At 55.2% G+C, this 24,070-nt stretch carries 30 protein-coding genes and 4 pseudogenes; 21 read left to right on the top strand and 13 right to left on the bottom strand.

The genetic code is table 11. The features are described 5' to 3' along the window. Position 1: 1 nt before the first annotated feature. Entirely contained in the window at positions 2–1,345 is a 1,344-nt protein-coding gene (locus BLW24_RS24595) for a TolC family outer membrane protein (protein WP_090387878.1), read from the bottom strand. Between the two features lie 217 nt (positions 1,346–1,562). On the opposite strand from BLW24_RS24595, the pseudogene BLW24_RS24590 reads away from it, so the two are divergent. The 6 genes and pseudogenes from BLW24_RS24590 to BLW24_RS24565 all read left to right on the top strand — a co-directional run. Further along, positions 1,563–2,078, top strand: a pseudogene (locus BLW24_RS24590) (IS5 family transposase); the annotation flags it as partial. Positions 2,079–2,126: 48 nt separating this feature from the next. Further along, positions 2,127–2,522: an IS66 family insertion sequence element accessory protein TnpB gene (tnpB, locus tag BLW24_RS24585; protein WP_244161054.1), complete on the top strand. Its 396-nt coding sequence runs from the start codon at positions 2,127–2,129 to the stop codon at positions 2,520–2,522. 18 nt (positions 2,523–2,540) lie between these two features. After that, positions 2,541–4,097 carry an IS66 family transposase gene (tnpC, locus tag BLW24_RS24580; protein ID WP_090375474.1) on the top strand — a complete coding sequence of 519 codons (1,557 nt, stop codon included), beginning with the start codon at positions 2,541–2,543 and terminating at the stop codon, positions 4,095–4,097. Further along, complete coding sequence (locus BLW24_RS24575; RefSeq protein WP_276326468.1) at positions 4,067–4,615, top strand: IS5 family transposase; 549 nt, start codon at positions 4,067–4,069, stop codon at positions 4,613–4,615. Before tnpC (BLW24_RS24580) ends, BLW24_RS24575 begins: the two co-directional genes overlap by 31 nt. Positions 4,616–4,974: 359 nt before the next feature. Then, on the top strand, positions 4,975–5,631 hold the full coding sequence (locus BLW24_RS24570; protein WP_090387877.1) for a methyltransferase: 657 nt from the start codon (positions 4,975–4,977) through the stop codon (positions 5,629–5,631). 133 nt (positions 5,632–5,764) lie between these two features. Continuing rightward, positions 5,765–6,145 (top strand): Cif family virulence factor, encoded by a 381-nt coding sequence (locus BLW24_RS24565; RefSeq protein WP_090387876.1) that lies wholly within the window; start codon positions 5,765–5,767, stop codon positions 6,143–6,145. Between the two features lie 132 nt (positions 6,146–6,277). Here BLW24_RS24565 and BLW24_RS24560 read toward each other — a convergent pair whose 3' ends face one another. The 3 genes from BLW24_RS24560 to BLW24_RS24555 all read right to left on the bottom strand — a co-directional run bounded on the left by BLW24_RS24560 (position 6,278) and on the right by BLW24_RS24555 (position 7,819). Further along, positions 6,278–6,658, bottom strand: a complete 381-nt coding sequence (locus BLW24_RS24560; protein ID WP_208600246.1) for a VOC family protein — start codon at positions 6,656–6,658, stop codon at positions 6,278–6,280. Positions 6,659–6,793: 135 nt separating this feature from the next. After that, on the bottom strand, positions 6,794–7,462 hold the full coding sequence (locus BLW24_RS25825; RefSeq protein WP_139272752.1) for a hypothetical protein: 669 nt from the start codon (positions 7,460–7,462) through the stop codon (positions 6,794–6,796). Positions 7,463–7,615: 153 nt separating this feature from the next. Further along, positions 7,616–7,819: a DUF1040 family protein gene (locus tag BLW24_RS24555; protein WP_090387875.1), complete on the bottom strand. Its 204-nt coding sequence runs from the start codon at positions 7,817–7,819 to the stop codon at positions 7,616–7,618. 115 nt (positions 7,820–7,934) lie between these two features. Here BLW24_RS24555 and tnpB (BLW24_RS24550) point away from each other — a divergent pair, with 115 nt between their 5' ends. From tnpB (BLW24_RS24550) to BLW24_RS24540, 3 genes are all read left to right on the top strand, one after another. After that, complete coding sequence (tnpB, locus tag BLW24_RS24550) at positions 7,935–8,330, top strand: IS66 family insertion sequence element accessory protein TnpB (RefSeq protein ID WP_244161054.1); 396 nt, start codon at positions 7,935–7,937, stop codon at positions 8,328–8,330. Positions 8,331–8,348: 18 nt separating this feature from the next. Next, positions 8,349–9,905: an IS66 family transposase gene (tnpC, locus tag BLW24_RS24545; protein ID WP_090387874.1), complete on the top strand. Its 1,557-nt coding sequence runs from the start codon at positions 8,349–8,351 to the stop codon at positions 9,903–9,905. A 147-nt stretch (positions 9,906–10,052) separates the two neighbouring features. Then, positions 10,053–10,334 (top strand): recombinase family protein, encoded by a 282-nt coding sequence (locus BLW24_RS24540; RefSeq protein ID WP_090387873.1) that lies wholly within the window; start codon positions 10,053–10,055, stop codon positions 10,332–10,334. Positions 10,335–10,434: 100 nt separating this feature from the next. Here BLW24_RS24540 and BLW24_RS25820 read toward each other — a convergent pair whose 3' ends face one another. Together BLW24_RS25820 and BLW24_RS24535 are read right to left on the bottom strand one after the other, a co-directional pair. Further along, a complete protein-coding gene (locus BLW24_RS25820) occupies positions 10,435–10,683 on the bottom strand; it encodes a DNA-binding transcriptional regulator Fis (protein ID WP_139272751.1) in 249 nt (82 codons plus the stop codon). 34 nt (positions 10,684–10,717) lie between these two features. Continuing rightward, complete coding sequence (locus BLW24_RS24535; protein WP_244161296.1) at positions 10,718–11,659, bottom strand: DNA adenine methylase; 942 nt, start codon at positions 11,657–11,659, stop codon at positions 10,718–10,720. 20 nt (positions 11,660–11,679) lie between these two features. Here BLW24_RS24535 and BLW24_RS24530 point away from each other — a divergent pair, with 20 nt between their 5' ends. The 3 genes from BLW24_RS24530 (at position 11,680) to BLW24_RS24520 (ending at position 13,594) form a co-directional block, all read left to right on the top strand. Beyond that, a complete protein-coding gene (locus tag BLW24_RS24530; RefSeq protein WP_090383541.1) occupies positions 11,680–12,660 on the top strand; it encodes an IS5 family transposase in 981 nt (326 codons plus the stop codon). 226 nt (positions 12,661–12,886) lie between these two features. Next, entirely contained in the window at positions 12,887–13,102 is a 216-nt protein-coding gene (locus tag BLW24_RS24525; protein WP_090387872.1) for a helix-turn-helix domain-containing protein, read from the top strand. A 48-nt stretch (positions 13,103–13,150) separates the two neighbouring features. Then, a complete protein-coding gene (locus BLW24_RS24520) occupies positions 13,151–13,594 on the top strand; it encodes a DUF7687 domain-containing protein (protein WP_420875052.1) in 444 nt (147 codons plus the stop codon). A gap of 130 nt (positions 13,595–13,724) precedes the next feature. Here the strand turns inward: BLW24_RS24520 and BLW24_RS24515 are convergent, their stop codons facing one another. Next, positions 13,725–14,705: an IS5 family transposase gene (locus tag BLW24_RS24515; protein ID WP_090375425.1), complete on the bottom strand. Its 981-nt coding sequence runs from the start codon at positions 14,703–14,705 to the stop codon at positions 13,725–13,727. A gap of 257 nt (positions 14,706–14,962) precedes the next feature. On the opposite strand from BLW24_RS24515, the pseudogene BLW24_RS27340 reads away from it, so the two are divergent. The 3 genes and pseudogenes from BLW24_RS27340 to BLW24_RS26730 form a co-directional block, all read left to right on the top strand. After that, positions 14,963–15,482, top strand: a pseudogene (locus BLW24_RS27340) (type I restriction endonuclease); the annotation flags it as partial. Between the two features lie 4 nt (positions 15,483–15,486). After that, on the top strand, positions 15,487–15,831 hold the full coding sequence (locus BLW24_RS26735) for a hypothetical protein (protein ID WP_244161165.1): 345 nt from the start codon (positions 15,487–15,489) through the stop codon (positions 15,829–15,831). Positions 15,832–15,843: 12 nt separating this feature from the next. Then, positions 15,844–15,984, top strand: coding sequence for a hypothetical protein (locus BLW24_RS26730; RefSeq protein ID WP_228757739.1), 141 nt, complete (start codon positions 15,844–15,846; stop codon positions 15,982–15,984). 17 nt (positions 15,985–16,001) lie between these two features. On the opposite strand, the gene BLW24_RS24505 is transcribed toward BLW24_RS26730, so the two are convergent. After that, entirely contained in the window at positions 16,002–16,223 is a 222-nt protein-coding gene (locus BLW24_RS24505) for a helix-turn-helix domain-containing protein (protein WP_057386994.1), read from the bottom strand. Positions 16,224–16,324: 101 nt separating this feature from the next. Between BLW24_RS24505 and BLW24_RS24500 the strand changes: the two genes are divergently transcribed. From BLW24_RS24500 to BLW24_RS24475, 6 genes and pseudogenes are all read left to right on the top strand, one after another. Continuing rightward, entirely contained in the window at positions 16,325–16,915 is a 591-nt protein-coding gene (locus tag BLW24_RS24500; RefSeq protein WP_090382788.1) for a hypothetical protein, read from the top strand. After that, entirely contained in the window at positions 16,912–18,312 is a 1,401-nt protein-coding gene (locus tag BLW24_RS24495; RefSeq protein ID WP_090382785.1) for a DEAD/DEAH box helicase, read from the top strand. The genes BLW24_RS24500 and BLW24_RS24495 overlap by 4 nt, the downstream gene beginning before the upstream one ends. 90 nt (positions 18,313–18,402) lie before the next feature. Next, entirely contained in the window at positions 18,403–18,705 is a 303-nt protein-coding gene (locus BLW24_RS24490; RefSeq protein WP_090382780.1) for a hypothetical protein, read from the top strand. Between the two features lie 120 nt (positions 18,706–18,825). Continuing rightward, a complete protein-coding gene (locus BLW24_RS27035) occupies positions 18,826–19,089 on the top strand; it encodes a BPSL0761 family protein (RefSeq protein ID WP_090382775.1) in 264 nt (87 codons plus the stop codon). Positions 19,090–19,103: 14 nt separating this feature from the next. Further along, positions 19,104–19,706, top strand: coding sequence for a DUF6088 family protein (locus BLW24_RS24480; RefSeq protein ID WP_090387751.1), 603 nt, complete (start codon positions 19,104–19,106; stop codon positions 19,704–19,706). A 4-nt stretch (positions 19,707–19,710) separates the two neighbouring features. Further along, positions 19,711–20,048: pseudogene (locus tag BLW24_RS24475) on the top strand (transposase); the annotation flags it as partial. A 231-nt stretch (positions 20,049–20,279) separates the two neighbouring features. On the opposite strand, the pseudogene bfr reads toward BLW24_RS24475, so the two are convergent. From bfr to BLW24_RS24450, 5 genes and pseudogenes are all read right to left on the bottom strand, one after another. Beyond that, positions 20,280–20,749, bottom strand: a pseudogene (gene bfr / locus BLW24_RS24470) (bacterioferritin). Positions 20,750–20,908: 159 nt separating this feature from the next. After that, a complete protein-coding gene (locus BLW24_RS24465) occupies positions 20,909–22,111 on the bottom strand; it encodes a diaminobutyrate--2-oxoglutarate transaminase family protein (RefSeq protein WP_244161295.1) in 1,203 nt (400 codons plus the stop codon). Positions 22,112–22,254: 143 nt separating this feature from the next. Beyond that, on the bottom strand, positions 22,255–22,671 hold the full coding sequence (locus BLW24_RS24460) for a 4'-phosphopantetheinyl transferase superfamily protein (RefSeq protein ID WP_090387870.1): 417 nt from the start codon (positions 22,669–22,671) through the stop codon (positions 22,255–22,257). Positions 22,672–23,081: 410 nt separating this feature from the next. Continuing rightward, positions 23,082–23,861, bottom strand: coding sequence for a thioesterase II family protein (locus tag BLW24_RS24455; protein ID WP_090382763.1), 780 nt, complete (start codon positions 23,859–23,861; stop codon positions 23,082–23,084). After that, the gene (locus tag BLW24_RS24450; RefSeq protein ID WP_090387869.1) at positions 23,861–24,070 is read right to left on the bottom strand and encodes an MbtH family protein; all 210 of its coding nucleotides are present in this window, start codon (positions 24,068–24,070) and stop codon (positions 23,861–23,863) included. The genes BLW24_RS24455 and BLW24_RS24450 overlap by 1 nt, the downstream gene beginning before the upstream one ends.

Raw genomic sequence — 24,070 nt, 5'->3', positions numbered from 1 at the left:
CTCAGTTCAGACCCGGCAAGTTGGCCTGGGCCTTGATCTCGTCCAGTGGTGCAGCGGCCATTGGCGCGACTACACCCTGGCTCTTGAGCAGGGAGCCCATGGTGGCCTTGATCCGGTACTGAGTAAACAGCTCGGTGTAACGCACTTCCTCAAGACGGCGCGAAGCGGTAAACAACTCGTTTTCACTGTCGAGCAAATCCAGCAGGGTACGGTCGCCCAAACTGAACTGCTTCTGATAGGACTCGCGCACGCGGCTGCTGTAGTCAACGTACTGTTGGGCAATCGGCAACTGCTGGCGAGCATTCTCCAAGGCATTCCAGGCCAGGCCAAGGTCTTCATTTAATACGCGTAGAGCGTTGTTGCGAATGTCCATGGCCTGATTGGTCTGATAGGCCTTGGACTGCAGATCGGCCTTGTTGCTGCCACCGGCGAACAGGTTGTAGCGCATGCGCAGCATGGCCTGCCACTCGTTGCTATGACCGCTGACGCCATCGACATTGTTGTCCATACCGCGCGACAGCTCGGCATCAAAGCGCGGGTAAAAACTCGACTTAGCGGCTTCGTACTGCTGCTCACTGGCCTGCACATCGGCCTCGGCCGAACTCAGGAACGGGTTGTTGGCGAGCATTTCCTGGCGCGCTGCTGGCAGGCTTTCCGGCAGATGACCCGCCAAACCGGGCGGCGGGCTCAACTCGCTGGCATCACGACCAACCACGCTGAAATAGTTGACCCGTGCATCCGCCAGGTTGGTCTGTTCGGTAATCAGGTTGTTACGGGCCTGGGCCAGACGCGCCTCGGCCTGATCGAGGTCAGCCGTGCGCCCTACTCCACTCTGGCTACGCAGGGTGATCTGGTCATAAATACGTTCGTGGCTGGCCAGGTTGCTCTCGGCCAGACGCACCAGTTCCTGACGGGTCAGCACATCCAGATAAACCTGTGCCACCGTCAGCGCGGTACGCTCGGAAGTGCCCAGCAATTCATAGGCACGTGCATTTACCGTGGCACGCTGGCGACCGACTTCACTGCTGGTAGCAAAGCCGTCAAACACCATCTGCTGCAAACGCAGGCTAGACTCACCGCGAGTCAGGGTTTCAGTATTGTGATTCTGCCCACGAGTGCCTGGGCTGTCGGTGCCTTCACGGCCATAACCTGCCAACAGATCAACTCGCGGCAGGTAACCGCCTTTAGCGGCTTTCATCTGTTCTTCAACCGACAAACGCGCATGAATCCCAGCCTGAACCTCCGGATGCACCTCAAGGGCACTTTGCATGGCCTCATTAAGCGTTTGGCCATGAGCAGCCATCGATACCGCAAGAGCAAGAGGGAACAGTGCAAAAAAGCGCATTAAATGAAATTCCTTTCAGGCTGGGCTAGTGACTTAGAACAACGAAGAGGCGACGCGCTTGACGCAGGATACATAAACAGCCGACAAAGCGTGATGCGCATCACATCACGAACAAACCAATATCAAAGTGCCATCAGCGCGCGCATTGTTTAGGATGGTCTGAAAAAGACTTCCTGATTTTGGCAAAATATCCGCACTCCACCCGCCGAGTTTTCCGATGAAGCAGATGACCTTCGCCGACGCCGAGTACGCCGGCAAGCGCAAGCAGACCCGCAAAGAATTGTTCCTGATCGAGATGGATCGGGTAGTGCCATGGAAAGGGTTGATCGCTTTGATCGAGCCGCATTATCCAAAGGGTGAAGGCGGCCGACCGTCCTATCCGCTGATGGCGATGCTGCGAGTGCATCTGATGCAAAACTGGTTCGGTTACAGCGATCCGGCGATGGAAGAGGCGCTGTACGAGACCACCATCCTACGCCAGTTTGCCGGGCTGACTCTGGAGCGCATTCCTGACGAAACCACCATCCTCAACTTCCGCCGCTTGCTGGAAAAACACGAACTGGCTGCCGGCATCCTGGCCGTGATCAATGGCTACCTGGGTGACCGTGGTTTGTCGCTGCGCCAAGGCACCATCGTCGATGCCACGCTGATCAACGCGCCGAGTTCAACCAAGAACAAGAACGGTAAGCGTGACCCTGAGATGCACTCAACCAAGAAAGGCAATCAGTATTACTGTAAGCGCTCCATAAACCTCATCTACAAATGATCCGCAGGCCAGCCAATGCTGAGCTCCAATTTCTTTCTGGAGCCAGCCGTCATGATGCGCCCCGACGCCAAAGTCGAAAAAGTCTATCTATACCCCAAGCCGGTGGATTTCCGAAAATCCATCGATGGCCTGGCCGCCCTGGTCGAGCTGGATATCAAGGTGGCGGTGTTCGACCCGGTGCTGTTCGTCTTCCTCAACCGCGCGCGCAGCCGGGTGAAGATTTTGTATTGGGAGCGCAACGGCTTTTGCCTGTGGCTCAAGCGATTGGAGGCTGAACGCTTCAAGTCGCATCCGGAACCTGGCGAAGATGCGATCGTGCTGACGGCCCAGGAGTTGAACTGGTTGTTGGACGGTATCGACCTGTGGCGCAACCGGCCGCACCAGGTTTTGACCCCTAGGTTCGTCACCTGAGCCGGTATAATCCACGGCATGATTTCTGTGCCCGAAACCCTTCCTGATGACCCCGCCGCGCTCAAGCAATTGCTCGCTGAGGTGTTGTCGTCGGCGCAGGAATTGGCCAAGGACAAGGATGGGCAGATCGAGCGCCTGCGCGAACAAAACGCGCTGTTGATCCAGCGCCTGTTCGGCCGTAAATCCGAGCAGAGCAGCGACCCGGATTCACCGCAGCTAGAGATGTTCAACGAAGCGGAAAGCCTGGCCGAAGCGGCGGCTGAAGCTCCGGCCGCTGAGGTCGAGGAAGAAGTCGTTGCGCCGACCAAGCGCCGCGGCAAGCGCAAGCCGTTACCGGCCGAACTACCGCGTGTCGAGGTCATCCACGAACTGCCCGAACACGAACTGACCTGCGAATGCGGTTGCCGCAAGCAGGCCATCGGCGAAGAAACCAGCGAGCAGCTGGAAATCATCCCGATGCAGGTTCAGGTGATCCGCCACATTCGCAAGACCTATGCCTGCAAGGCCTGCGAAAGCGCGCCGGTCACCGCTGACAAGCCGGCCCAACTGATCGAGAAAAGCCTGGCCAGCCCGAGCGTGCTGGCGATGCTGCTGACCAGCAAATACGCCGACGGCATCCCACTGTATCGCTTCGAAAAGATGCTCAGTCGCCATGGCATCGACATCCCCCGGCAGACCCTGGCGCGCTGGGTGATCCAGTGCGGCGAACTGCTACAACCGTTGCTCAACCTGATGCGCGACAGGCTGCTGGACAGTCCGGTGATCCACTGCGATGAAACCCGCGTGCAGGTGCTCAAGGAGCCTGGGCGCGATCCGAGCAGCCACTCCTGGATGTGGGTGCAGACCGGTGGCCCGCCTGGCAAACCGGTGATCCTCTTCGACTACACAACCAGCCGCGCGCAGGAGGTGCCGCTGCGCCTGCTCGACGGTTATCGCGGCTACCTGATGACCGACGATTACGCCGGCTACAACGCCGTGGCCGCACAACAAGGTGTTGAGCGCCTGGCCTGCTGGGCGCATGCGCGGCGCAAGTTCGTCGAAGCGCAAAAGGTGCAACCGAAGGGCAAAACCGGGCGTGCCGACATCGCGTTGGGGATGATCAACAAGCTCTACGGCATCGAGCGCGAACTTAAGGATGCCAGCGATGAACAGCGCTACCGGGGCCGCCAGCAGCACAGCCTACCGCTCCTCGATCAGCTCAAGACCTGGCTGGAGAAAACCCAGCCGCAGGTCACGGCGCAGAATGCCCTGGGCAAAGCAGTGAACTACCTGGCGAGCAACTGGAGCCGACTCGAACGCTACATCGAGGCTGGCCACCTGCCGATCGATAACAACGCTGCCGAGCGCGCGATCCGGCCCTTCGTCATAGGTCGCAAGAACTGGCTGTTCAGCGACACGCCGAAAGGCGCGACCGCCAGCGCCCAACTCTACAGCCTGGTGGAAACCGCCAAGACCAATGGCCAGGAGCCCTACGCCTGGCTGCGCCATGTCCTCGAACGCCTGCCGCTGGCCAACAGCGTTGAAGCCTACGAAGCGCTGCTGCCTTGGAACTGCCAACCAACGACGCCACTGTAAAACGCAAAACCTCTCCAGAGGGAGGTGGGGTCTATGGAGCGCTTACGTATTACTTCGGCATGAAGGCGCACATCGGGGTGGATGACGAGTCTGGCTTGGTGCACAGCGTGGTGGGTACTGCCGCCAACGTGGCGGATGTCACCCAGGTCGATAAGCTGCTGCACGGCGAGGAAAACATGGTGGGGGCCGATGCCGGATATACCGGTGTCGAGAAGCGCCCCGAGCATGAGGGCCGTCAAGTGATCTGGCAGGTTGCAGCACGGCGTAGCACTTACAAGAAACTCGGTAAGCGCAGCGCGCTGTACAAAGCCAAGCGCAAAATCGAGAAGGCCAAGGCCCAAGTGCGAGCCAAGGTCGAGCATCCGTTTCGGGTGATCAAGCGTCAGTTCGGTTATGTGAAGACGCGCTTCCGTGGCCTGGTCAAAAACACGGCGCAACTGGTGACTTTATTCGCGCTGTCAAATCTGTGGATGGCGCGCCGACATTTACTGACGAATGCAGGAGAGGTGCGCCCGTAATGCTGGAAATGGCTGCCGCGAGGTGCTCGCGGCGGCTAAAAACACAGAAATGAGCCGGTAATCTGATCGTTTTTGATCGATTTATCACTTTCGAAATCAGCAGAGGCTGACGTCAGCCAGAAATGCATGGCTACTTCAGAGGATCCTTGAAACAATAGGCCGGCAGATAGAAAAACACCGGCGCAAGGCCGGTGTTTTGGGGTTATGCCTGGGAAAAAACCGTGGTTTGTCCCCAGTTTACTCGGGCTTGCTAGAAATTAATCGTGGTCTGTCCCCGATTGCCCTCAAACCGTTCGCTTCGCTCACTGGGACGGGCTAAAGCCCGCCCCTTAACCAAACGTTATGTTTTTAGGACATTTATGAAAATCAATCAAAGTGTTGAAGCGGGTCAGGCAGTATATACAAAAAATACACTTTCTATTTATGACTTGTGGGTTCTTGGATTTTCAAATTCTTTTTTGTGGAAGTGCCCAACCAATAAACTGAGAGATACATTTAAAAACCATTCAACTGTAAATCATCTTGATGTTGGTGTTGGTTCCGGATATTACCTTGATAAATGTTTATCTAACATTGAAAGAAGAGTTGCATTATTAGATCTGAATATGAATAGCTTAAACGCTGCTGCTACTCGCATTAGCAGGTTCAATCCTGAGATATACTGTGGTAACGCATTAGAGCCATTAAACACTCAGTGTGAAAAATTCGATTCTATAAGTGTTAACTATTTACTGCATTGTCTCCCAGGATGTTTGCAAGAAAAAGGTATTATGTTTAAACACCTAGAGAAGCTACTCAATGATAAAGGTGTATTATTTGGTAGTACCATTTTAGGCAAGGACTCAAATTATGGTTATTTTGCTGGTAAATTAATGGCTTTATATAATAAAAAAGGTATTTTTGATAATTCCTCTGATGACTTACCAAGCTTAGAGTCATCACTTAACCAGTATTTTCAAAACGTAAACATAACGATTGTAGGTTGTGTTGCTATTTTCTACGCACAAAAAATATAACAAGCAATTCAACAAGGACAAAAAACAGTTGGCTTTTGCTCCTTCGTCGCCATTTTAGCTAACAATTTTTTGCCTGTTAATTGGGCGTTAGCCTCTATTAAAGGCGCATAACCTTTTTTACTTGGAGAAAATTATGATTAAAGATGAAAGTGAAACTGTTGTTTTAGATGCAGTAAATGCGGCCAGCGCGAAGTGGAAACATGCTTTTAATTCCGGCGATGCTGCTGGTTGTGCAGCTCAGTATGAAGACAATGCTGTAATGAAGGCAAAACCGTTCGGCATATTTACAGGGACCGCTGAAATTCAAGGTTTTTGGCAAAAACTAATCAATGATGGTTTCTCAGACGTAGATTATATTGACCCAAAAATAGAAGTGATTGATGCCACCAGTGCAGTATTAGCGTCTGGTTGGAAGATGAACAATGCCTCTGGGGTTATCACCAGAGAGTTTTGGGTTTTGCAGTCCGACGGAACGGCAAAGTTACGCGAAGACAATTTCGAGGCACAAGGCTAACAAGCGCATGCAGTCGGACAAAGTGCCCGCTACGCGTGCACTTTGCCGCTGATGCGAGCGTTAGCGAGCGTCTGCTCCGGGTCGAATCCGCCCCTTCGTGAACGGCTGCTGTCGACCCATAGCGGTCATTGCCTAACGTTTGAATTCACCGGCCTGCGCGGCTGTTTGCGCAGGTCCGGTGGAATGATGGGTTGGGCGCTCTTTGTCATATTGCATCAATTCAACCGGGGCACCATTTACTTCGATAAAAGCTACCGTCAATCCTTCGCTTGGGCTATTGGGAGCAATCAGGATTTTCTGCCCTTCAATCGCGGTAGACAGATCATCTGTCACGAAAGCGACATGAGGCACCGATTTGACCAAGTCGGGGTATGGGGCATCCGCCCAGTATCTTTGCCACTGGATGCCAAACGGATTGTTGAGGTGGTCGCTAACCGTCATCTTCAAGTGAGGTAGATCGATCTCGCCTTCGAACCGTTCCGTTGTAGGAATGCCAATGTGGTTGTATTTCATCTTTAGTTACCTGGATTCAATTGCTGTGCCCAACGCCTTAATAACTGGCGTGTAGGTTAGTGTTGTTTTTGCGTCTTTTTCTTTTGCAAAAACGATGACAACCGTAATACGCCCAGTTGATTAACTTGTTATGTGCTAAATCTCTAGCCATGTTATAGAGTTATCTTTATTTTTTATTTTTAATTCTGGATTTTTAAGAATAATATTTGAAAATTTATTTGGATCTGAGAATACGAGAAATTCAGTTTCATGGGTATTACATTCACCGAATAAAAGACGGAACTCTCGCTGGTAGGAATAATCTATTGATTTACATAGACTTCCCCAATGCGACTTATCTGCACTATATTCCACCTCATCACAAACCATAGGTAAAGGGCTGAGCTCTTCTATAAGATCAAGGAAGCCGGCTATAGATGGAGCCGGTATGAAAGCAAATAGCTCCCCAAATTCACGTTTCATTCTCACTATATCAAGTTTTAATTGATCTAACGACTTCTCGTTTTGAGGTAACCTTAAGCTAAACCAACAATGCATCCATGAATCTTTATCGGCTTTATTACGAACTGTTAACGAAGTGTGTTCTGTTATTCTACGATCATTTATATGTAAAATTATTTCATCATCTTTTCTACTCTTTCTGTAAGAAAAGTTACAACTTTCAAATTTATCAGAAATCCCTTTTTGTTCATCCAGCCTGTAAACCTCAGGTGGTGTGCAATAGAAGGTTCCATTGACTAATTTATCCAAAAACTCTTCATTTCTAAAAAATTTGATGAGCCCAATAAGTTGATTTGATTGCATACATCCTCCTTGGCACATAACGTTTGGTTAAGGGGCGGGCTTTAGCCCGTCCCAGTGAGCGCAGCGAACGGTTTGAACCGCTAGTTAGACGCTGTGCTGAGCCGTGCACATAGAATGCTAAAAAGTTATGGCCCCCAGCCTTGAACACGAAAATTACTCTTTTGTTTTAACCTGCTCTAGATAACGCCTTAAGCCCTTTGCAAGACTTCCATCTTCGATATAGAAGATATTCTCGGCTGTGGGCTCACGCATACGGGCTGCATTCATAATTAGTTGACCAAGCCGTAGATCCGGATTGTCCTGCCAAACTTCACGAATTAATTCCAGCATCTCGTCGATGCGTTCTGGGTCTCTCATGTTGTAAGCGCCTAACAGTGATTAGACCGAATTCGGCTATAACGGAATAGTACCGCGTTCGTTATAACGTAAGCGCTCCATAAACCTCATCTACAAATGATCCGCAGGCCAGCCAATGCTGAGCTCCAATTTCTTTCTGGAGCCAGCCGTCATGATGCGCCCCGACGCCAAAGTCGAAAAAGTCTATCTATACCCCAAGCCGGTGGATTTCCGAAAATCCATCGATGGCCTGGCCGCCCTGGTCGAGCTGGATATCAAGGTGGCGGTGTTCGACCCGGTGCTGTTCGTCTTCCTCAACCGCGCGCGCAGCCGGGTGAAGATTTTGTATTGGGAGCGCAACGGCTTTTGCCTGTGGCTCAAGCGATTGGAGGCTGAACGCTTCAAGTCGCATCCGGAACCTGGCGAAGATGCGATCGTGCTGACGGCCCAGGAGTTGAACTGGTTGTTGGACGGTATCGACCTGTGGCGCAACCGGCCGCACCAGGTTTTGACCCCTAGGTTCGTCACCTGAGCCGGTATAATCCACGGCATGATTTCTGTGCCCGAAACCCTTCCTGATGACCCCGCCGCGCTCAAGCAATTGCTCGCTGAGGTGTTGTCGTCGGCGCAGGAATTGGCCAAGGACAAGGATGGGCAGATCGAGCGCCTGCGCGAACAAAACGCGCTGTTGATCCAGCGCCTGTTCGGCCGTAAATCCGAGCAGAGCAGCGACCCGGATTCACCGCAGCTAGAGATGTTCAACGAAGCGGAAAGCCTGGCCGAAGCGGCGGCTGAAGCTCCGGCCGCTGAGGTCGAGGAAGAAGTCGTTGCGCCGACCAAGCGCCGCGGCAAGCGCAAGCCGTTACCGGCCGAACTACCGCGTGTCGAGGTCATCCACGAACTGCCCGAACACGAACTGACCTGCGAATGCGGTTGCCGCAAGCAGGCCATCGGCGAAGAAACCAGCGAGCAGCTGGAAATCATCCCGATGCAGGTTCAGGTGATCCGCCACATTCGCAAGACCTATGCCTGCAAGGCCTGCGAAAGCGCGCCGGTCACCGCTGACAAACCGGCCCAACTGATCGAGAAAAGGCTGGCCAGCCCGAGCGTGCTGGCGATGCTGCTGACCAGCAAATACGCCGACGGCATCCCACTGTATCGCTTCGAAAAGATGCTCAGTCGCCATGGCATCGACATCCCCCGGCAGACCCTGGCGCGCTGGGTGATCCAGTGCGGCGAACTGCTACAACCGTTGCTCAACCTGATGCGCGACAGGCTGCTGGACAGTCCGGTGATCCACTGCGATGAAACCCGCGTGCAGGTGCTCAAGGAGCCTGGGCGCGATCCGAGCAGCCACTCCTGGATGTGGGTGCAGACCGGTGGCCCGCCTGGCAAACCGGTGATCCTCTTCGACTACACAACCAGCCGCGCGCAGGAGGTGCCGCTGCGCCTGCTCGACGGTTATCGCGGCTACCTGATGACCGACGATTACGCCGGCTACAACGCCGTGGCCGCACAACAAGGTGTTGAGCGCCTGGCCTGCTGGGCGCATGCGCGGCGCAAGTTCGTCGAAGCGCAAAAGGTGCAACCGAAGGGCAAAACCGGGCGTGCCGACATCGCGTTGGGGATGATCAACAAGCTCTACGGCATCGAGCGCGAACTTAAGGATGCCAGCGATGAACAGCGCTACCGGGGCCGCCAGCAGCACAGCCTACCGCTCCTCGATCAGCTCAAGACCTGGCTGGAGAAACCCCAGCCGCAGGTCACGGCGCAGAATGCCCTGGGCAAAGCAGTGAACTACCTGGCGAGCAACTGGAGCCGACTCGAACGCTACATCGAGGCTGGCCACCTGCAGATCGATAACAACGCTGCCGAGCGCGCGATCCGGCCCTTCGTCATAGGTCGCAAGAACTGGCTGTTCAGCGACACGCCGAAAGGCGCGACCGCCAGCGCCCAACTCTACAGCCTGGTGGAAACCGCCAAGACCAATGGCCAGGAGCCCTACGCCTGGCTGCGCCATGTCCTCGAACGCCTGCCGCTGGCCAACAGCGTTGAAGCCTACGAAGCGCTGCTGCCTTGGAACTGCCAACCAACGACGCCACTGTAAAACGCAAAACCTCTCCAGAGGGAGGTGGGGTCTATGGAGCGCTTACGGACCGGCTAATGGGTGTCCCCGATTGTTTCCCGATAAAGTCTTCACCTATAAAGATGCGAGACCACGCGGATCAGGTAGACGCGCAGGTTTTCGCCTCCGATGGAGGCAGGACTGGTTGATCTTGCTTCCGGCCTCGATGCGCGGACAGTTGATCTTCGCTCACTCACCGCCAGTACTGACATCAAAGCCACTGCTTGGCGCTTCCTCCTTCAAGTCCTCGACGCCATGGCAGAAATGGCGCGGAAATTGATCCTGGAGCGAACAAAGGCCAGCCTTGAAGCGGCCGAGCTTTGCGTAAAGGCCGGGGGGCCGCCCTCCAGCTATTACCCATCCAATGTCCAAGGCGCCTATCCCCTTGCTGAGCAATGGGATAGGCGCTAAAAAGGTGATCTGTCGCTACCCTCCCTCTTTCGACACCTTCCGGCGCGGGATAGAAAATAGGTCACCGACCGACCTGTGCAAAATGTAAGACTTACCCCTGTTACGCACCTACTTCATGTAAATCTAATTCAATAAGTCTTTTGCGGAATGTCGCTCTGCTAATCCCAAGAGTTTTAGTGGCGTTACTTTGGTGTTTACTATGACGAATGAAAACAAAACGATACACGGCATAATCCATGTCATTGATAAATACTTTATATAAGCCTTTTGACGGCACCTCTCCATCTAGATCAGCTAAATATCTGCCCACAATCTCACTTACAGATTTTCTTAATGCCAGGTTATCCATGAGTAAACACGCCGCATGCAAAGAATGACTAGACCTAGTAAGTTAATAATAAGCGGTCAGTGACAACATGACCTTCTAGCGTAGCTCCGTCCATTTGAAACCTTCTCAACATGGATCGTCCCACATTGATAAACACTTCTCTTTCGAACAGCCCTTGAGGCACCGCCACCTCACAGAGCTTCTCTCCTGAGAATTTAGTGCCGTCAATGCTTAGCGCAACGTATACACCACGGGACTTGCACAACTCGATCCTGTCAAGCAGTCGCGTTAACGAGAAGTTTTGAGCACCATAAAGTATGGCCTGGCTATCAACGTAGGGCGGATCGCAGTAAATCAGATCCCCCTCCGTAGCCCTATCCATGATTTGATCGAAATCGCTTAGGAGAAACGTTGTATTTTTTGTTCTCTCGTGCCATATGTCCACCCTAGCTGAAAATTTCTCTGGCGCTATAGGGTCGTGAGCTCCACAGGGCGTTGACATATATCCGTCTTTCTTTCGAAACCTAACAACACCACCGTAGCAAGACCTTAACAGGAAAACAAAATCAGCACCGTTTGGGCGCTGATTATAGGAGGTCAATAGCTCTTGGTATGCAGTAACTTTCCCTATCGCCATCATCCTGGCATATCGCTCTGCGTACCATCTCTTTAGTTCGGCGGGTTCATTGCACAGAGCCGTCCATATTTCAACCAATGGCGGGAATATATCGCTTGCAACCGCTTTGTGAGGTGCCAGTGTACCAAGCACGCCACCGCTGCCAACAAAGGGCTCATAGTAAGTCCCATAATCTCTTGGGAAATAGCTAATTATATCTTGAGCTTGCTTTTGTTTGTTGCCAATCCATTTTAACAGCTGCGTCTTAAAGGGTTTAACACCCCCATTTAACTTGACAGCCCCTCCTTGAAAAGAATCAAAAACATCGTTTGTTAGGGATGGTCTGAAAAAGACTTCCTGATTTTGGCAAAATATCCGCACTCCACCCGCCGAGTTTTCCGATGAAGCAGATGACCTTCGCCGACGCCGAGTACGCCGGCAAGCGCAAGCAGACCCGCAAAGAATTGTTCCTGATCGAGATGGATCGGGTAGTGCCATGGAAAGGGTTGATCGCTTTGATCGAGCCGCATTATCCAAAGGGTGAAGGCGGCCGACCGTCCTATCCGCTGATGGCGATGCTGCGAGTGCATCTGATGCAAAACTGGTTCGGTTACAGCGATCCGGCGATGGAAGAGGCGCTGTACGAGACCACCATCCTACGCCAGTTTGCCGGGCTGACTCTGGAGCGCATTCCTGACGAAACCACCATCCTCAACTTCCGCCGCTTGCTGGAAAAACACGAACTGGCTGCCGGCATCCTGGCCGTGATCAATGGCTACCTGGGTGACCGTGGTTTGTCGCTGCGCCAAGGCACCATCGTCGATGCCACGCTGATCAACGCGCCGAGTTCAACCAAGAACAAGAACGGTAAGCGTGACCCTGAGATGCACTCAACCAAGAAAGGCAATCAGTATTACTTCGGCATGAAGGCGCACATCGGGGTGGATGACGAGTCTGGCTTGGTGCACCGCGTGGTGGGTACTGCCGCCAACGTGGCGGATGTCACCCAGGTCGATAAGCTGCTGCACGGCGAGGAAAACATGGTGGGGGCCGATGCCGGATATACCGGTGTCGAGAAGCGCCCCGAGCATGAGGGCCGTCAAGTGATCTGGCAGGTTGCAGCACGGCGTAGCACTTACAAGAAACTCGGCGCGCGCAGCGCGCTGTACAAAGCCAAGCGCAAAATCGAGAAGGCCAAGGCCCAAGTGCGAGCCAAGGTCGAGCATCCGTTTCGGGTGATCAAGCGTCAGTTCGGTTATGTGAAGACGCGCTTCCGTGGCCTGGTCAAAAACACGGCGCAACTGGTGACTTTATTCGCGCTGTCAAATCTGTGGATGGCGCGCCGACATTTACTGACGAATGCAGGAGAGGTGCGCCCGTAATGCTGGAAATGGCTGCCGCGAGGTGCTCGCGGCGGCTAAAAACACAGAAATGAGCCGGTAATCTGATCGTTTTTGATCGATTTATCACTTTCGAAATCAGCAGAGGCTGACGTCAGCCAGAAATGCATGGCTACTTCAGAGGATCCTTAGGTCATTCATAATTGCCCCCGCAGCATGATCATTATTCTGATTTTGAATAATAGCACGGCTCGTATAGCTTACTCCAATGAAAAAATACCGCTACGGCATAATCCTGCGAAGCGCGCGCTTGAGAGCAGGAGTCACCCAGGCTCATGTCGCCGAGCTGATCGGGGAGTCACAGTCTTACGTCAGTAAATACGAAAACGGTGAGCAGCGCCTTGACCTTCTAGAGCTCGAGGCGATTTGTGTAGCCATTGATGTTGATCTGCTGGATTTTATAAGGGAATATCTTGAGAGCTAATGATAAGTTTCTGAAGCAGCCCCCGAATTCTGGGCACATGTAAGGACAATAAGTCAAGAACTGGGGTACACAGATCGCCGAGATAAAAGCATTCTAATACCCTCTATTGAAAAACTAAGGAAAGGCTTCAAAAAATTGTCGCTATCAATGCGTCATATTGAAGATGAGAGTGGAAAGTTAAGCAGTTTCGGCGAAATCCTTTTTGATTACTTTCGCTTTAGATCAGAAATACTTAACGGCCCCGTTAAAAGCAACCTAATGGATAAGGATGCTGCGGCAAAACTTTTCTTTGAAACAAAAAACAAACTCGAACCGCAATGTGTTCTCCCAATGAACAAGCAGAAAGGTGATAAGAAGAATTACTCCTTTCTTACTGGGATCGTGAACATGATTGTTGAGTCAAATATTGGCGATTTCGGTTGCGATTACGACCCAAGAAGCTTAACCACAGTCACACATAACTCCATGCCACTTAGGGATGGTCTGAAGTAGCCATGTATTTCTGGCTGACTTCAGCCCCCGCCGATTTTGAAAGCGGCAAATCGATCAAAAACGATCAGATTGCCCATTCATTTCTGTGTTTTTAGCCGCCGCGAGTAGCTCGCGGCAGCCATTTCCCGCATTACAGGCGCACCTCTCCTGCATTGGTCAGTAAATGTCGGCGTGCCATCCACAGGTTCGACAGCGCGAACAGCGTCACCAGTTGCGCCGTGTTCTTGGCCAAGCCACGGAAGCGTGTCTTTACATAACTGAACTGACGCTTGATCACCCGGAACGGGTGCTCAACCTTGGCGCGCACCTGGGCCTTGGCCTTCTCGATCTTGCGTTTGGCTTTGTACAGCGGGCTGCTCTTACCCAGCTTCTTATAGGTGCTGCGGCGGGCAGCAACCTGCCAGATCACCTCGCGCCCATCATGTTCGGGGCGCTTTTCGACACCGGTATAACCCGCATCGGCGCACACCACGTTTTCCTCGCCGTGCAGCAACTTGTCGACCTGAGTGACATCCGCCACGTTGGCCGCCGTGCCTACCACGCTGTGTACCAGCCCCGACTCGTCATCCACGCCAATGTGCGCCTTCATGCCGAAGTAGTATTGGTTGCCCTTCTTGGCCTGGTGCATCTCTGGGTCGCGTTTGCCGTCCTTGTTCTTGGTCGAACTCGGCGCATTGATCAGCGTGGCATCGACGATGGTGCCTTGGCGCAACGACAGGCCACGGTCGCCAAGATAGCCATTGATGACGGCCAGGATGCCGGCAGCCAACTCATGTTTCTCCAGCAGACGACGGAAGTTGAGGATGGTGGTTTCGTCGGGGATACGTTCCAGACTCAGCCCGGCGAACTGCCGCAGGATAGTGGTCTCGTACAGCGCTTCTTCCATCGCCGGGTCGCTGTAGCCGAACCAGTTCTGCATCAGGTGCACACGTAGCATCGCCATCAGCGGATAGGCCGGCCGACCGCCTTCACCCTTGGGGTAATACGGTTCGATCAGTGCGATCAAACCCTTCCACGGCACCACCCGATCCATCTCGATCAGGAACAACTCTTTGCGGGTCTGCTTGCGTTTGCCGGCGTACTCGGCATCGGCGAAGGTCATTTGCTTCATCGGAAAACTCGGCGGGTGGCGTCCGGGCATTTTGCCAAAATCAGGAAGTCTTATTCAGGATTTCCCTAGCGACCCTAGTTACACTCTTGCAAGTTAAGGCTCAGCTCGACCGCCTACTGCATGCCACAGCGCTATTCGGTCACCTGTGAAGCGGTGGCGTTTTGAGTAGCTGTTCGATAGGTTGTCGTATAGCCCAGCCGACAAGCCTTGTTTTCAATAGCACAGGCCAGCTAGGTCTTACCTGCTCCAGTAGCACCAAGGCCAACCCCAACAACCCGGACGCCATGCTGGTGCAGAAACTGGTGCGCGAGCTGAAGCAGGACGGTACCCTGGATGTATTGCGCCATGGCTTCAAACTGCCGAGAGTGAAGATCGAGGCGGCAGTTTCAGGCCCGACCACAGTATGAACTCGCCCCCTCAAGCGCTACCAGTGCAACCGCCTGCGCGTTGTGCAGGAGGTGTCTTACTCGCCGTATTACCGTGAGGGGGAGTTACAACCCGCGCCTCGATCTGGTGCTGTTCGTCAACGGCATCACCGCCGCCACACTGGCGCTGAAAAGCTAGTTCAAGCAAAGCGTAGAAAACGCCAAGCGCCAGTACCGCTACGACCGCCCGGTTAAAGACCCGCTGACGCGCAAGTCGGAGCCGCTGCTGACCTTCAAACGTGGCGCGCTGGTGCACTTTGCCGTGAGCCAGGATGAAGTGGCAATGACCATCAAGCTGGCCGGCAAGGAGACCTTCTTCCTTCCGTTCAACCTCGGCAGCCTCGACGGCGGTGTGCGTGTATGCAAAACACCTGTACCCCCTGCTGCGCGTGGATCACCTCGATCAGGAGGACGTGGACGTGGGCGAACTGCAACTAACCCACTACCGCCTGACCAAGCGCGCCGAACATCAGCTGCGCATGCACGAAGAGGACGGCGAATATGGCCTCAACCCGGCCAGCGCGCTGACCAGCGGCAAGGCCCATGACCCGGAGAAGAAGCGGCTATCGGAAATCATCGAGGCGCTGAACGATATCTTCGGTACCGAAGTGAGCGATGAGGATCAGCTGCAGTTCTTCACCGGCATCGCCAATCGCATCAGCCGCCAGGAAGATGTCATGGCTCAGGTCAGCAACCACTAGGTCGAGCAAGTGATGCACGGCCTGTTCCCCAAGCGTGTGCTCGACACCGTGCTGGATAACGAGACCAAGAGCCGGGCGTTTGCGTTGGTGATTCTGAAGATGCTGACGGCAGCAGGCGGGCTGGGGCAAGGTAATAGCGGTGCGGCTGTCTGAACGTATACGTGCTCGGGTTAGATTTCAGACGGCTGTGGCAGAAGGCTTGAAGGGTCACAGGCGAGTTCGCCTGCGATACGGTAGAGCTTCTCAACGGTGATGTTGACCTCGCCACGCTCGATGCGACCTACATAACTGCGGTCGAGACTGCACGCCAGCGCCAATGCGTCCTGGGAAATCCGGCAGGTCTTCCTCTGCATTCGGATGCGTTCCCCTAACGCTTTCGCCAACTTATCCATGACCGTCTCAATTCAACTTGAGGCGGCACTATCGTGCGTTTGCGGACGCACGGGCCACGGATTATAATCCGTATTTACGCGCTAACTCTTCTGGTGTCTCAATGAAATCGGCCTCGTTTATCTTCGACAGGCGTCTGTATGAGCTGCTTCAGGAGCCAGGGCGTACAACGTTTACGACCCGTGAACTGCGCGATGCTTATGCCGCTCGCTTGAGCGGCATACATTTCCGTATCGCCGATGTGCGCCGTTATGTGTATGAGCAGATTCGTCGACTAGTGCGCGCGGGCTGGGTTCTGCCGGACGAGGATCGTCGTGTTCGAGGGCAGGTCTACCACCTGCAGCCGATTCCGGTACATCTGCAACTGGAACTGATCGACAACAGTTTTGAGAACAGCCTTATGGCTGCCGGTGTGCCCGAACCAGACACGACAGAACGCGACGTGGAAGCTTTGCCGCTTAAGTCGTCAGCCAATACGGATTTGCAGTTGGAGGCGCTCCACAAGGAAATCCGCTTGGACTTTCTCACTTCAATGGGCGAGGCAGAGCGATTCAAACTGCTTCTGGAAGAGATGCCGCATTTGCGGGACAAGGTTGAAGGCGATTACCTGGAGGCCAGGGATCGCAGCTCTCGCCTCTTGGGGCATTTGCGCGCCATCGAAAAAACTCTCAAAACACTCGCTGCACCACGATGAGCAACTCGCTACGGAACTGGCAGAACAGCTGCATCACCAGGGCGTTGGAGCACTTTACCGTCACGTCGCACTTCTTCTGCCAGGCAACGCCGGGAGCCGGAAAGACGCGCATGGCTGCAGAGCTGGCCAGCCGACTGCTTGAGCAGGACAGAATCGATTTGGTGCTGTGCTTTGCGCCGTCCTGCCAGGTCGTGGAGGGTTTTCGTTCGACCTTTGCTGCTGTGCTAGGCAGGCGTCTCGACGGCCAGATAGGTGCCGTGGGCGCGGCTTATACCTATCAGGCTATGGAATACCGTGATGAGGGATTCTGGCAGCTTCTTGATGACTACCGGGTGTTCGTGGTCTTCGATGAGATCCACCATTGCGCCGGCCACGATCCGCTGCTCAGCAATGCCTGGGGGCAGCAGATACTGCATCGGATACAGGATCGGGCTGCCTTCACGTTGGCTCTGTCTGGCACGCCCTGGCGTTCGGACGACAAGGCCATCGCATTGGCTCGCTACTCTTCGCCCGAGGGGCATTTGATCTGTGATTACCGTTATTGCTTAAAAGATGCCATTGCCGACGACGTGTGCCGATCACCTCGCATTGTGTTGCTCGACAATCAGAAGGTGAAACTTACGGAAGAGCTTGACGCGGATAGCTCCGTGAGGCTATTTCCCAGCATCGCCAAGCTTTTAGGGGAGTCACCTGTCACCTATGAGGAACTTCTGCGTCATGACGAGGTGATCAATCCAATCCTCGATCTTGGCTGCAGCAAGCTGAACGAGCTACGCCAGATCAAACCTGATGCCGCTGGTTTGGTGGTGGCCACAGACATCGAACACGCCCAGCAAGTGGCACTGGCTCTAGAAGCAATGGGTGAAGAGTGCCGCATCGTGACCAACAAAACCCCGGATGCGCAGCAGGTGATCAATGCATTCCGGTGCAGCGCCTGCCGCTGGATTGTGGCCGTCGGAATGATCAGCGAAGGCACCGACATTCCCCGCCTGCAAGTGTGCTGCTATCTCAGCCGTATCCGCACCGAACTGCATTACCGGCAAGTGCTGGGGCGAGTGCTGCGGCGCACAGGTGAGTCCGACGACCAGGCATGGCTATTCATGTTGGCTGAACCGACGCTTCAGAGCTTTGCGGAGCGAATTGCGGATGATTTACCGGATGATCTGGCTGTTTTGAGCGATGCCCATATGCCTGGTTTAACTCCAGGCTCCTTGCCAGAGCCGGTGGGGGCATTGGGGCATGCCGAAGGTATCGGCGATGTAGAATTTGGTGGTGCAGAGCCTAGTATTGGGGCCCAGGCTACGAACATCATTTCGCTTGGTGGCTTTGCAATTGAGCCCGCTTACCAGGTCAACTTTTCCCAGCATTATCGGCAGCAGCTACTGGCTTGTTTTTGATGCTCAGCCAGGCGAGGCTGACCCAATGATGTTGGTGTTCATGAATCCATAACCGGCCGGCGTCGTGTGGAACGTAATCGTGAGGTGTGCATGGATATTAAGTCGCAGGCATTGGTCGATGTCGTTGAGGATGTGATCTGCGACGTGTGCCGCTCTGGCACGCGTATTCCCGGCTATGGCCCCCAATACGGCAAGCTTGAAGCCCAATGGGGATATGGCTCCCAGCATGATGGGGAGCACTACCGGGTGCATCTCTGTGAACCCTGCTTTTTCAGGGTGCTGAGTGGGTTGCGTCGGGAGCGCATGGTCAATGGTATGTTCGATGATGATCAGCCATTTGCTTCTGAAGATTTTGGTCTGGTCAGCAAAGACAACTACTGGGGAAAGAACTGATTGTTGGGTTGAAAATCCATCAGCCACCACGTCGAATCGCGGACCGACTAGGAGTATGGGCATGGTTTGCCCGACTGGTCTCGTAGACTGGAATAACTGAGTCAGGAGGAGGTAGCCACATTGACCCTGCCACATGAAAGAACCCGGAGTGTCATCAAGACCGAAGCCTTTCTTCGCGAGCTCTCTCGTAACACCGGGCTACCTGATGACATTCGTAGCTATGCCAAAAGCTTACTCAGGCACTACCCGTCCGCCGATCAGATTTTCTCGCTGGGGCGCCTCGAAGAATGCCTGGTAAGCGCCCCTCAAGATGATGAATATCGGCGAAGGGTAATTGCGTTCCATCAGCCGCTTTTCAGTTCGTCGCTAGACTTCACGCTATAGGTGTGAACGCCACGATGCTCAGCACTGATCAAGCCCAGTCGGTATCCGTCCAGGTTGCGCAACGGGTCAAGCGCCTACCTAAAGGACAGCCTTTCAGCATCAGCCGTTTCACAGGGTTTGGAACGAACAACGCCGTATCCAAGGCAATAGCTCGACTGGTCAAACGAGGCGAACTCGAACGGGTGTATCGCGGGATTTATATGCGCCCGAAACCCGGACGTTACGTTGCCAGGGCTCGCCCCAATCCGTGGACATTGCTTAGCCTGATTACTAGGCAGAAGCGCTTGTCTCTGCAGATCCATGGTGCCAATGCTGTAAGGAGGTTTGGACTCAGTACACAGATGCCACTCATTCCAATCTATTACACCAACGGAACCAGCCGTTCAGTATTCATAGGGAAATCTGAAGTCCGGCTGGTACATGCGGCACCGATAGTTATGCAGCATGCAGGGAATGAGGTGGGGATGGCGATCAGCGCCCTGTTTTATCTTGGTAAAGACGGAGCTACTCCAGAATGTATTGCTGCGATCAAGAAAGCACTCAGGCCTGAAGACCTAGTTACTTTGATGGCCTGCACAATGCCGAAATGGATGCGCATGGCATTGGAAACGAGATGATTGAACCATGATCTACCGCTCCAGCCAAACCAACTGCGCCACCTGCCCGCTGAAAGCGAAGTGTGGCCCCAACACACCGAATCGGAAGGTCGTTCGCAGCATCCATGATGCTGCCCGCGACGTGGCCCGACGTATCGCCAGACACCAAAGCACCTCGTCTCTCGCTGCGAACGAAAGAATGTGGAGATGCTTTTCGCCCACCTCAAACGGATCATGAAACTCAACCGTTTACGACTGCGTGACCTGACGGGTGCGACTGACAAATTCACCTTGGCCGCGACAGTGCAAAACCTGAGGTGTATGGCCAAGCACCTACCTCAAGGGCCACCGATCACGGGATAGGTGCGCCTGCGGAAAGCAGAAACCCTGGAATTAACCCTCAGACTAGCAAGGAAGCTCAGTGAAATGCGGAAAGGCAACTTGAAGTGGCTTGCGACCACTTCGATAGCAGGAACACCCTCACGGGCTGTCTGCCGCTGAAACTACTTTCCAACAGAATCGTACGAACGCTGTATGTAGACAGCGCTAACTCTTGCCCCCTTGCACAATGACAACTCATCCGCGACTGGAAGACTATTCCCCCATGCTGGACTGTAGGTAGTTCTCCAGACCAACCTTCTCGATCAGATCCAGCTGAGTTTCCAGCCAATCGATATGCTCTTCTTCCGAATCGAGGATTTCTTCGAGTAGATCTCGAGTGCCGTAGTCGGCATGAGTTTCGCAATAGGCGATAGCAGCTTTCAGATCTGGCAAGGCTTGTTGCTCAAGCTTGAGGTCGCACTCGAGCATTTCCTTGGTGCTTTCGCCAATCATCAATTTGCCCAGATCCTGTAGGTTAGGCAGGCCCTCGAGAAAGAGAATGCGCTTGATCAACTTGTCAGCGTGTTTCATCTCGTCAATGGACTCGTGATACTCGTGCTCGCCAAGTTTCGCTAACCCCAGTCTTGGTACATGCGCGCATGCAGAAAGTACTGGTTAATGGCAATCAGTTCGTTGCCGAGAATCTTGTTGAGATGCTGGATGACCTTCTTATCGCCTTTCATGACAAATCCTGCCTCTCGCTGGTAGGTAACTAGAAAGAGTGGTCGTGTAACCTGTGGCTGTCAAACCACTACAGGCGGTATTTTCAGGCAGTCCATCGGTGGTCAAGCTGGCTTATTGCCGCAGTTGGCAGCCCATGCAAGCTGCCAACTGCAGGAGCGCTAGGCGATATGCAGCGCCCGGCTTGTCACTTTTGCCAGAGCTTGATCCAAGGCTTGCTGGAAACGCTCGACCAGCAAGTCGATTTCCTCGGGCTGAATCAACAGCGGCGGCAGGAAACGCACCACTGCACCATGGCGCCCACCCAGTTCAAGGATGATGCCCAAGCACAGGCACTGGTGCTGAATGGCTTTGGCCAGCGCCGAGTCGGCCGGCGGTACACGGCTGCCGTCGGCGGCGCCGACTATTTCCACGCCGACCATCAAGCCGCGGCCACGTACATCGCCCAGGCATGGGTAATCGTGTTGCAGCTGACGGAGCCGGCCCATCAGGCGTTCGCCCATGGTGGCGGCGTGCGCCGGCAGGTTTTCGCTGAGGATATGGCGCAGGGTTGCCGCGCCGGCCGCCATGGCCATCTGGTTGCCACGGAAGGTGCCAGCATGGGCGCCGGGTTTCCAGGTGTCCAGTTCGTCGCGGTAGACCAGCACGGATAACGGCAGGCCGCCGCCGAGGGCCTTGGATAGCACCAGGATATCGGGCTCGATATCGGCATGCTCGAAGGCGAACAAGCGACCGGTGCGGCCCAGGCCGGTCTGCACTTCGTCGATGATCAGCACTATGCCGTGCTTGCGGGTCAGTTGGCGCAAGCCCTGCAGCCAGCGTGCCGGGGCCGGAATCACCCCACCCTCCCCCTGCACCACCTCCACCACCACGGCGGCCGGTGGCAACACACCGGATTCGGGGTCGCTGAGCAGTTGCTCGATATAGTGCAGCCCAGCGTCTATGCCGGCTTCGCCACCAATGCCGAACGGGCAGCGATAGTCGTAGGGATACGGCAGGAACTGCACCTCGGCCATCGCCGCGCCTAGCGCCAACTTCGGTCCCAGATTGCCCATCAGGCTGAGTGCGCCGTGGGTCATGCCGTGATAGCCGCCGGAGAAGGACAGGATCGGCTTACGTCCAGTGGCGATTCGCGCCAGCTTCAGTGCCGCTTCGATGCCATCGGCGCCGGTCGGCCCGCAGAATTGGATGCGTGCCTGGCGGGCGAAGGCTTCGGGCAGCGCGGCGAACAGTTCTTCGACGAAGCGATCCTTGACTGGCGTGGTCAAGTCCAGGGTATGCAGGGGCAAGCCAGCATCCAGGGTCTGGCGCATGGCGGCTATGGCCACCGGGTGGTTGTGACCCCAGCGCCAGGGTGCCGGCACCGGCCAGGCAGTCCATAAATAGCTGCCCTTGGGTGTCGCGCACGTACATCCCGTGGGCCTCTTGCAACGCCAAGGGGATGCGCCGCGGGTAGGAGCGCGCGTTGGATTCGCGGGCAGCCTGGCGCTGCAATAGGGGTTGGCGTTCAGCTCGCGCGGGCCTTGCTGGCGAAAATGCTCAAGAGTAAAGGCAGGCTGGACGAGGGCAGACTTTGAATGCATTCCATGGTGGATTCCCTTAGGGGTGACAATACTTCTGGGTAATGGGGGCTCTCGACCCGAGCACTGCTCGTCAGCTCGGCCAAGGACTGGAAACGGATCAGGGGGGAAGGAAACGGCGTAGCGACGCAGCCGAGGTAACCCGCGGGCAGCGCCAGTGCATGCAGGCCACCAGCCCTGACCAGCGTCCCAGGCGCTTCGATACGCGCTTGCCAGCCGCCGCCTGCGCTCAAGCGAATGGCCGTGAGTGGCAGGCTCAGCCCCTCGCCGCGGCCTTTCAGATAAGCCTCCTTGGCAGTCCACAAACGCAGTAGTCGAGCACGACCTTGCGGCGTCTGCGGCATCCTGAAAATCGGCCTGCTCGGCAGGATGGCAACAGAGCGGCAGCAGCTCGCGCCAGTCGAGATCGGCCTGCTGCCATTCCAGATCCACGCCGACTGCGCTGAGGGATAAGGCAATCAAGGCCAGCTGGCCGCTATGGCTGACATTGAATTGCAGATCGCCCATCCCGGCACCGAGCTGGGGCTTTGCCCCAAGCTCCGCTGCTTAGCGCGACGGCACCTGCAGGTAAATCGAGGTAGTGCCCGAGCAGTGCGCGCAAAGCCATGCGGGTTTGCACGAATACACTGCGTGCCTGGGGACAGCGCATGCGCGCGGCTCGCGCTCGCTCGTCCACAGCCAAGTCCAGCGTAGGGGGCTCGGCCTGCTGCAGCGGCGCCTCATCAAGAGGAGCGCCCAGAGGTGCACCTCCCCTTCAGACAGCTGCATGGCGGTTCTTTCGCGGTGAACAGAGTTGGCGTTGAATCAGCTCGAGCAGCTCAGTCTCATGCTCGAACAGATAGAAGTGTCCGCCCGCAAACAATGTGCTTTGACAGCCAGCCAGGGTCTCGCCGGCCCAGCCATCGAGCAGGGCCAGGGGTACGCTGGCATCGTCACGCCCTGCCACTACCTGGATCGGGCAAGCCAGCGGCAGCCCTGGGCAATAGCGGTAGTTTTCGCAGAGGGCGAAATCGGCGCGGATGATTGGCAGGAATAACGCCAGCCAGTCCGAATTGTCGAGCACTTCCTGGGGCAGGCCATTCATGCTGCGAATGACTTCGAGGAAGGCTTCGTCCGGCAGATCGGACAAACGCTTGCGCCAGCCGTGGGCGACCGGCGCGGTGCGCGCCGACACCAGCAGCGCACGGGGCGATAGTCCGCGTTTCTGCAAGGCGCGTGCAGTCTCGAAAGCCAGCAAGGCGCCCATGCTATGACCGAAAAAGGCGAAGTGCTCAGGCCCCTCGCTGGTTTCGGCAATCGCTTGCGCCAAGGCCTCGGCCAATTCGTCGAGCGAGTCGGCATGGGGCTCGGAGAAGCGCGCGCCGCGGCCCGGCAGCTTGATCAAAGCCAGTTCGATATCATCGGTCAGCCGCGCCCGCCAATGCTGAAACACCGTGTGCCCGGCCCCGGCATAGGGGAAGCAGTAAAGACGCAATGCGGCTGGCGTCTTGCCTTGCGCCACTACCGAGAACCAGGGGCTGGCAGTCACTGTCATCAGCCCTGCCCTTGTGCCTGCAGGGCCTGACGCAGACTCAGCGGGCGCATGTCGGTCCACACCGATTCGATATAGGCCAGGCACTCCTCCTTGCTGCCCTGCTTGTCGACGGCTCGCCAGCCTTCGGGCAGCGGCTTGTAGTCCGGCCAGATGGAGTACTGCTCCTCGTGATTGACCACCACCAGAAAACGCGTCTCGGGGCTGTCCAG

This window comes from Pseudomonas anguilliseptica (genome assembly GCF_900105355.1).
GTDB classification, from domain to species: domain Bacteria; phylum Pseudomonadota; class Gammaproteobacteria; order Pseudomonadales; family Pseudomonadaceae; genus Aquipseudomonas; species Aquipseudomonas anguilliseptica.
This window is presented reverse-complemented; position numbering and strand designations above follow the sequence as displayed.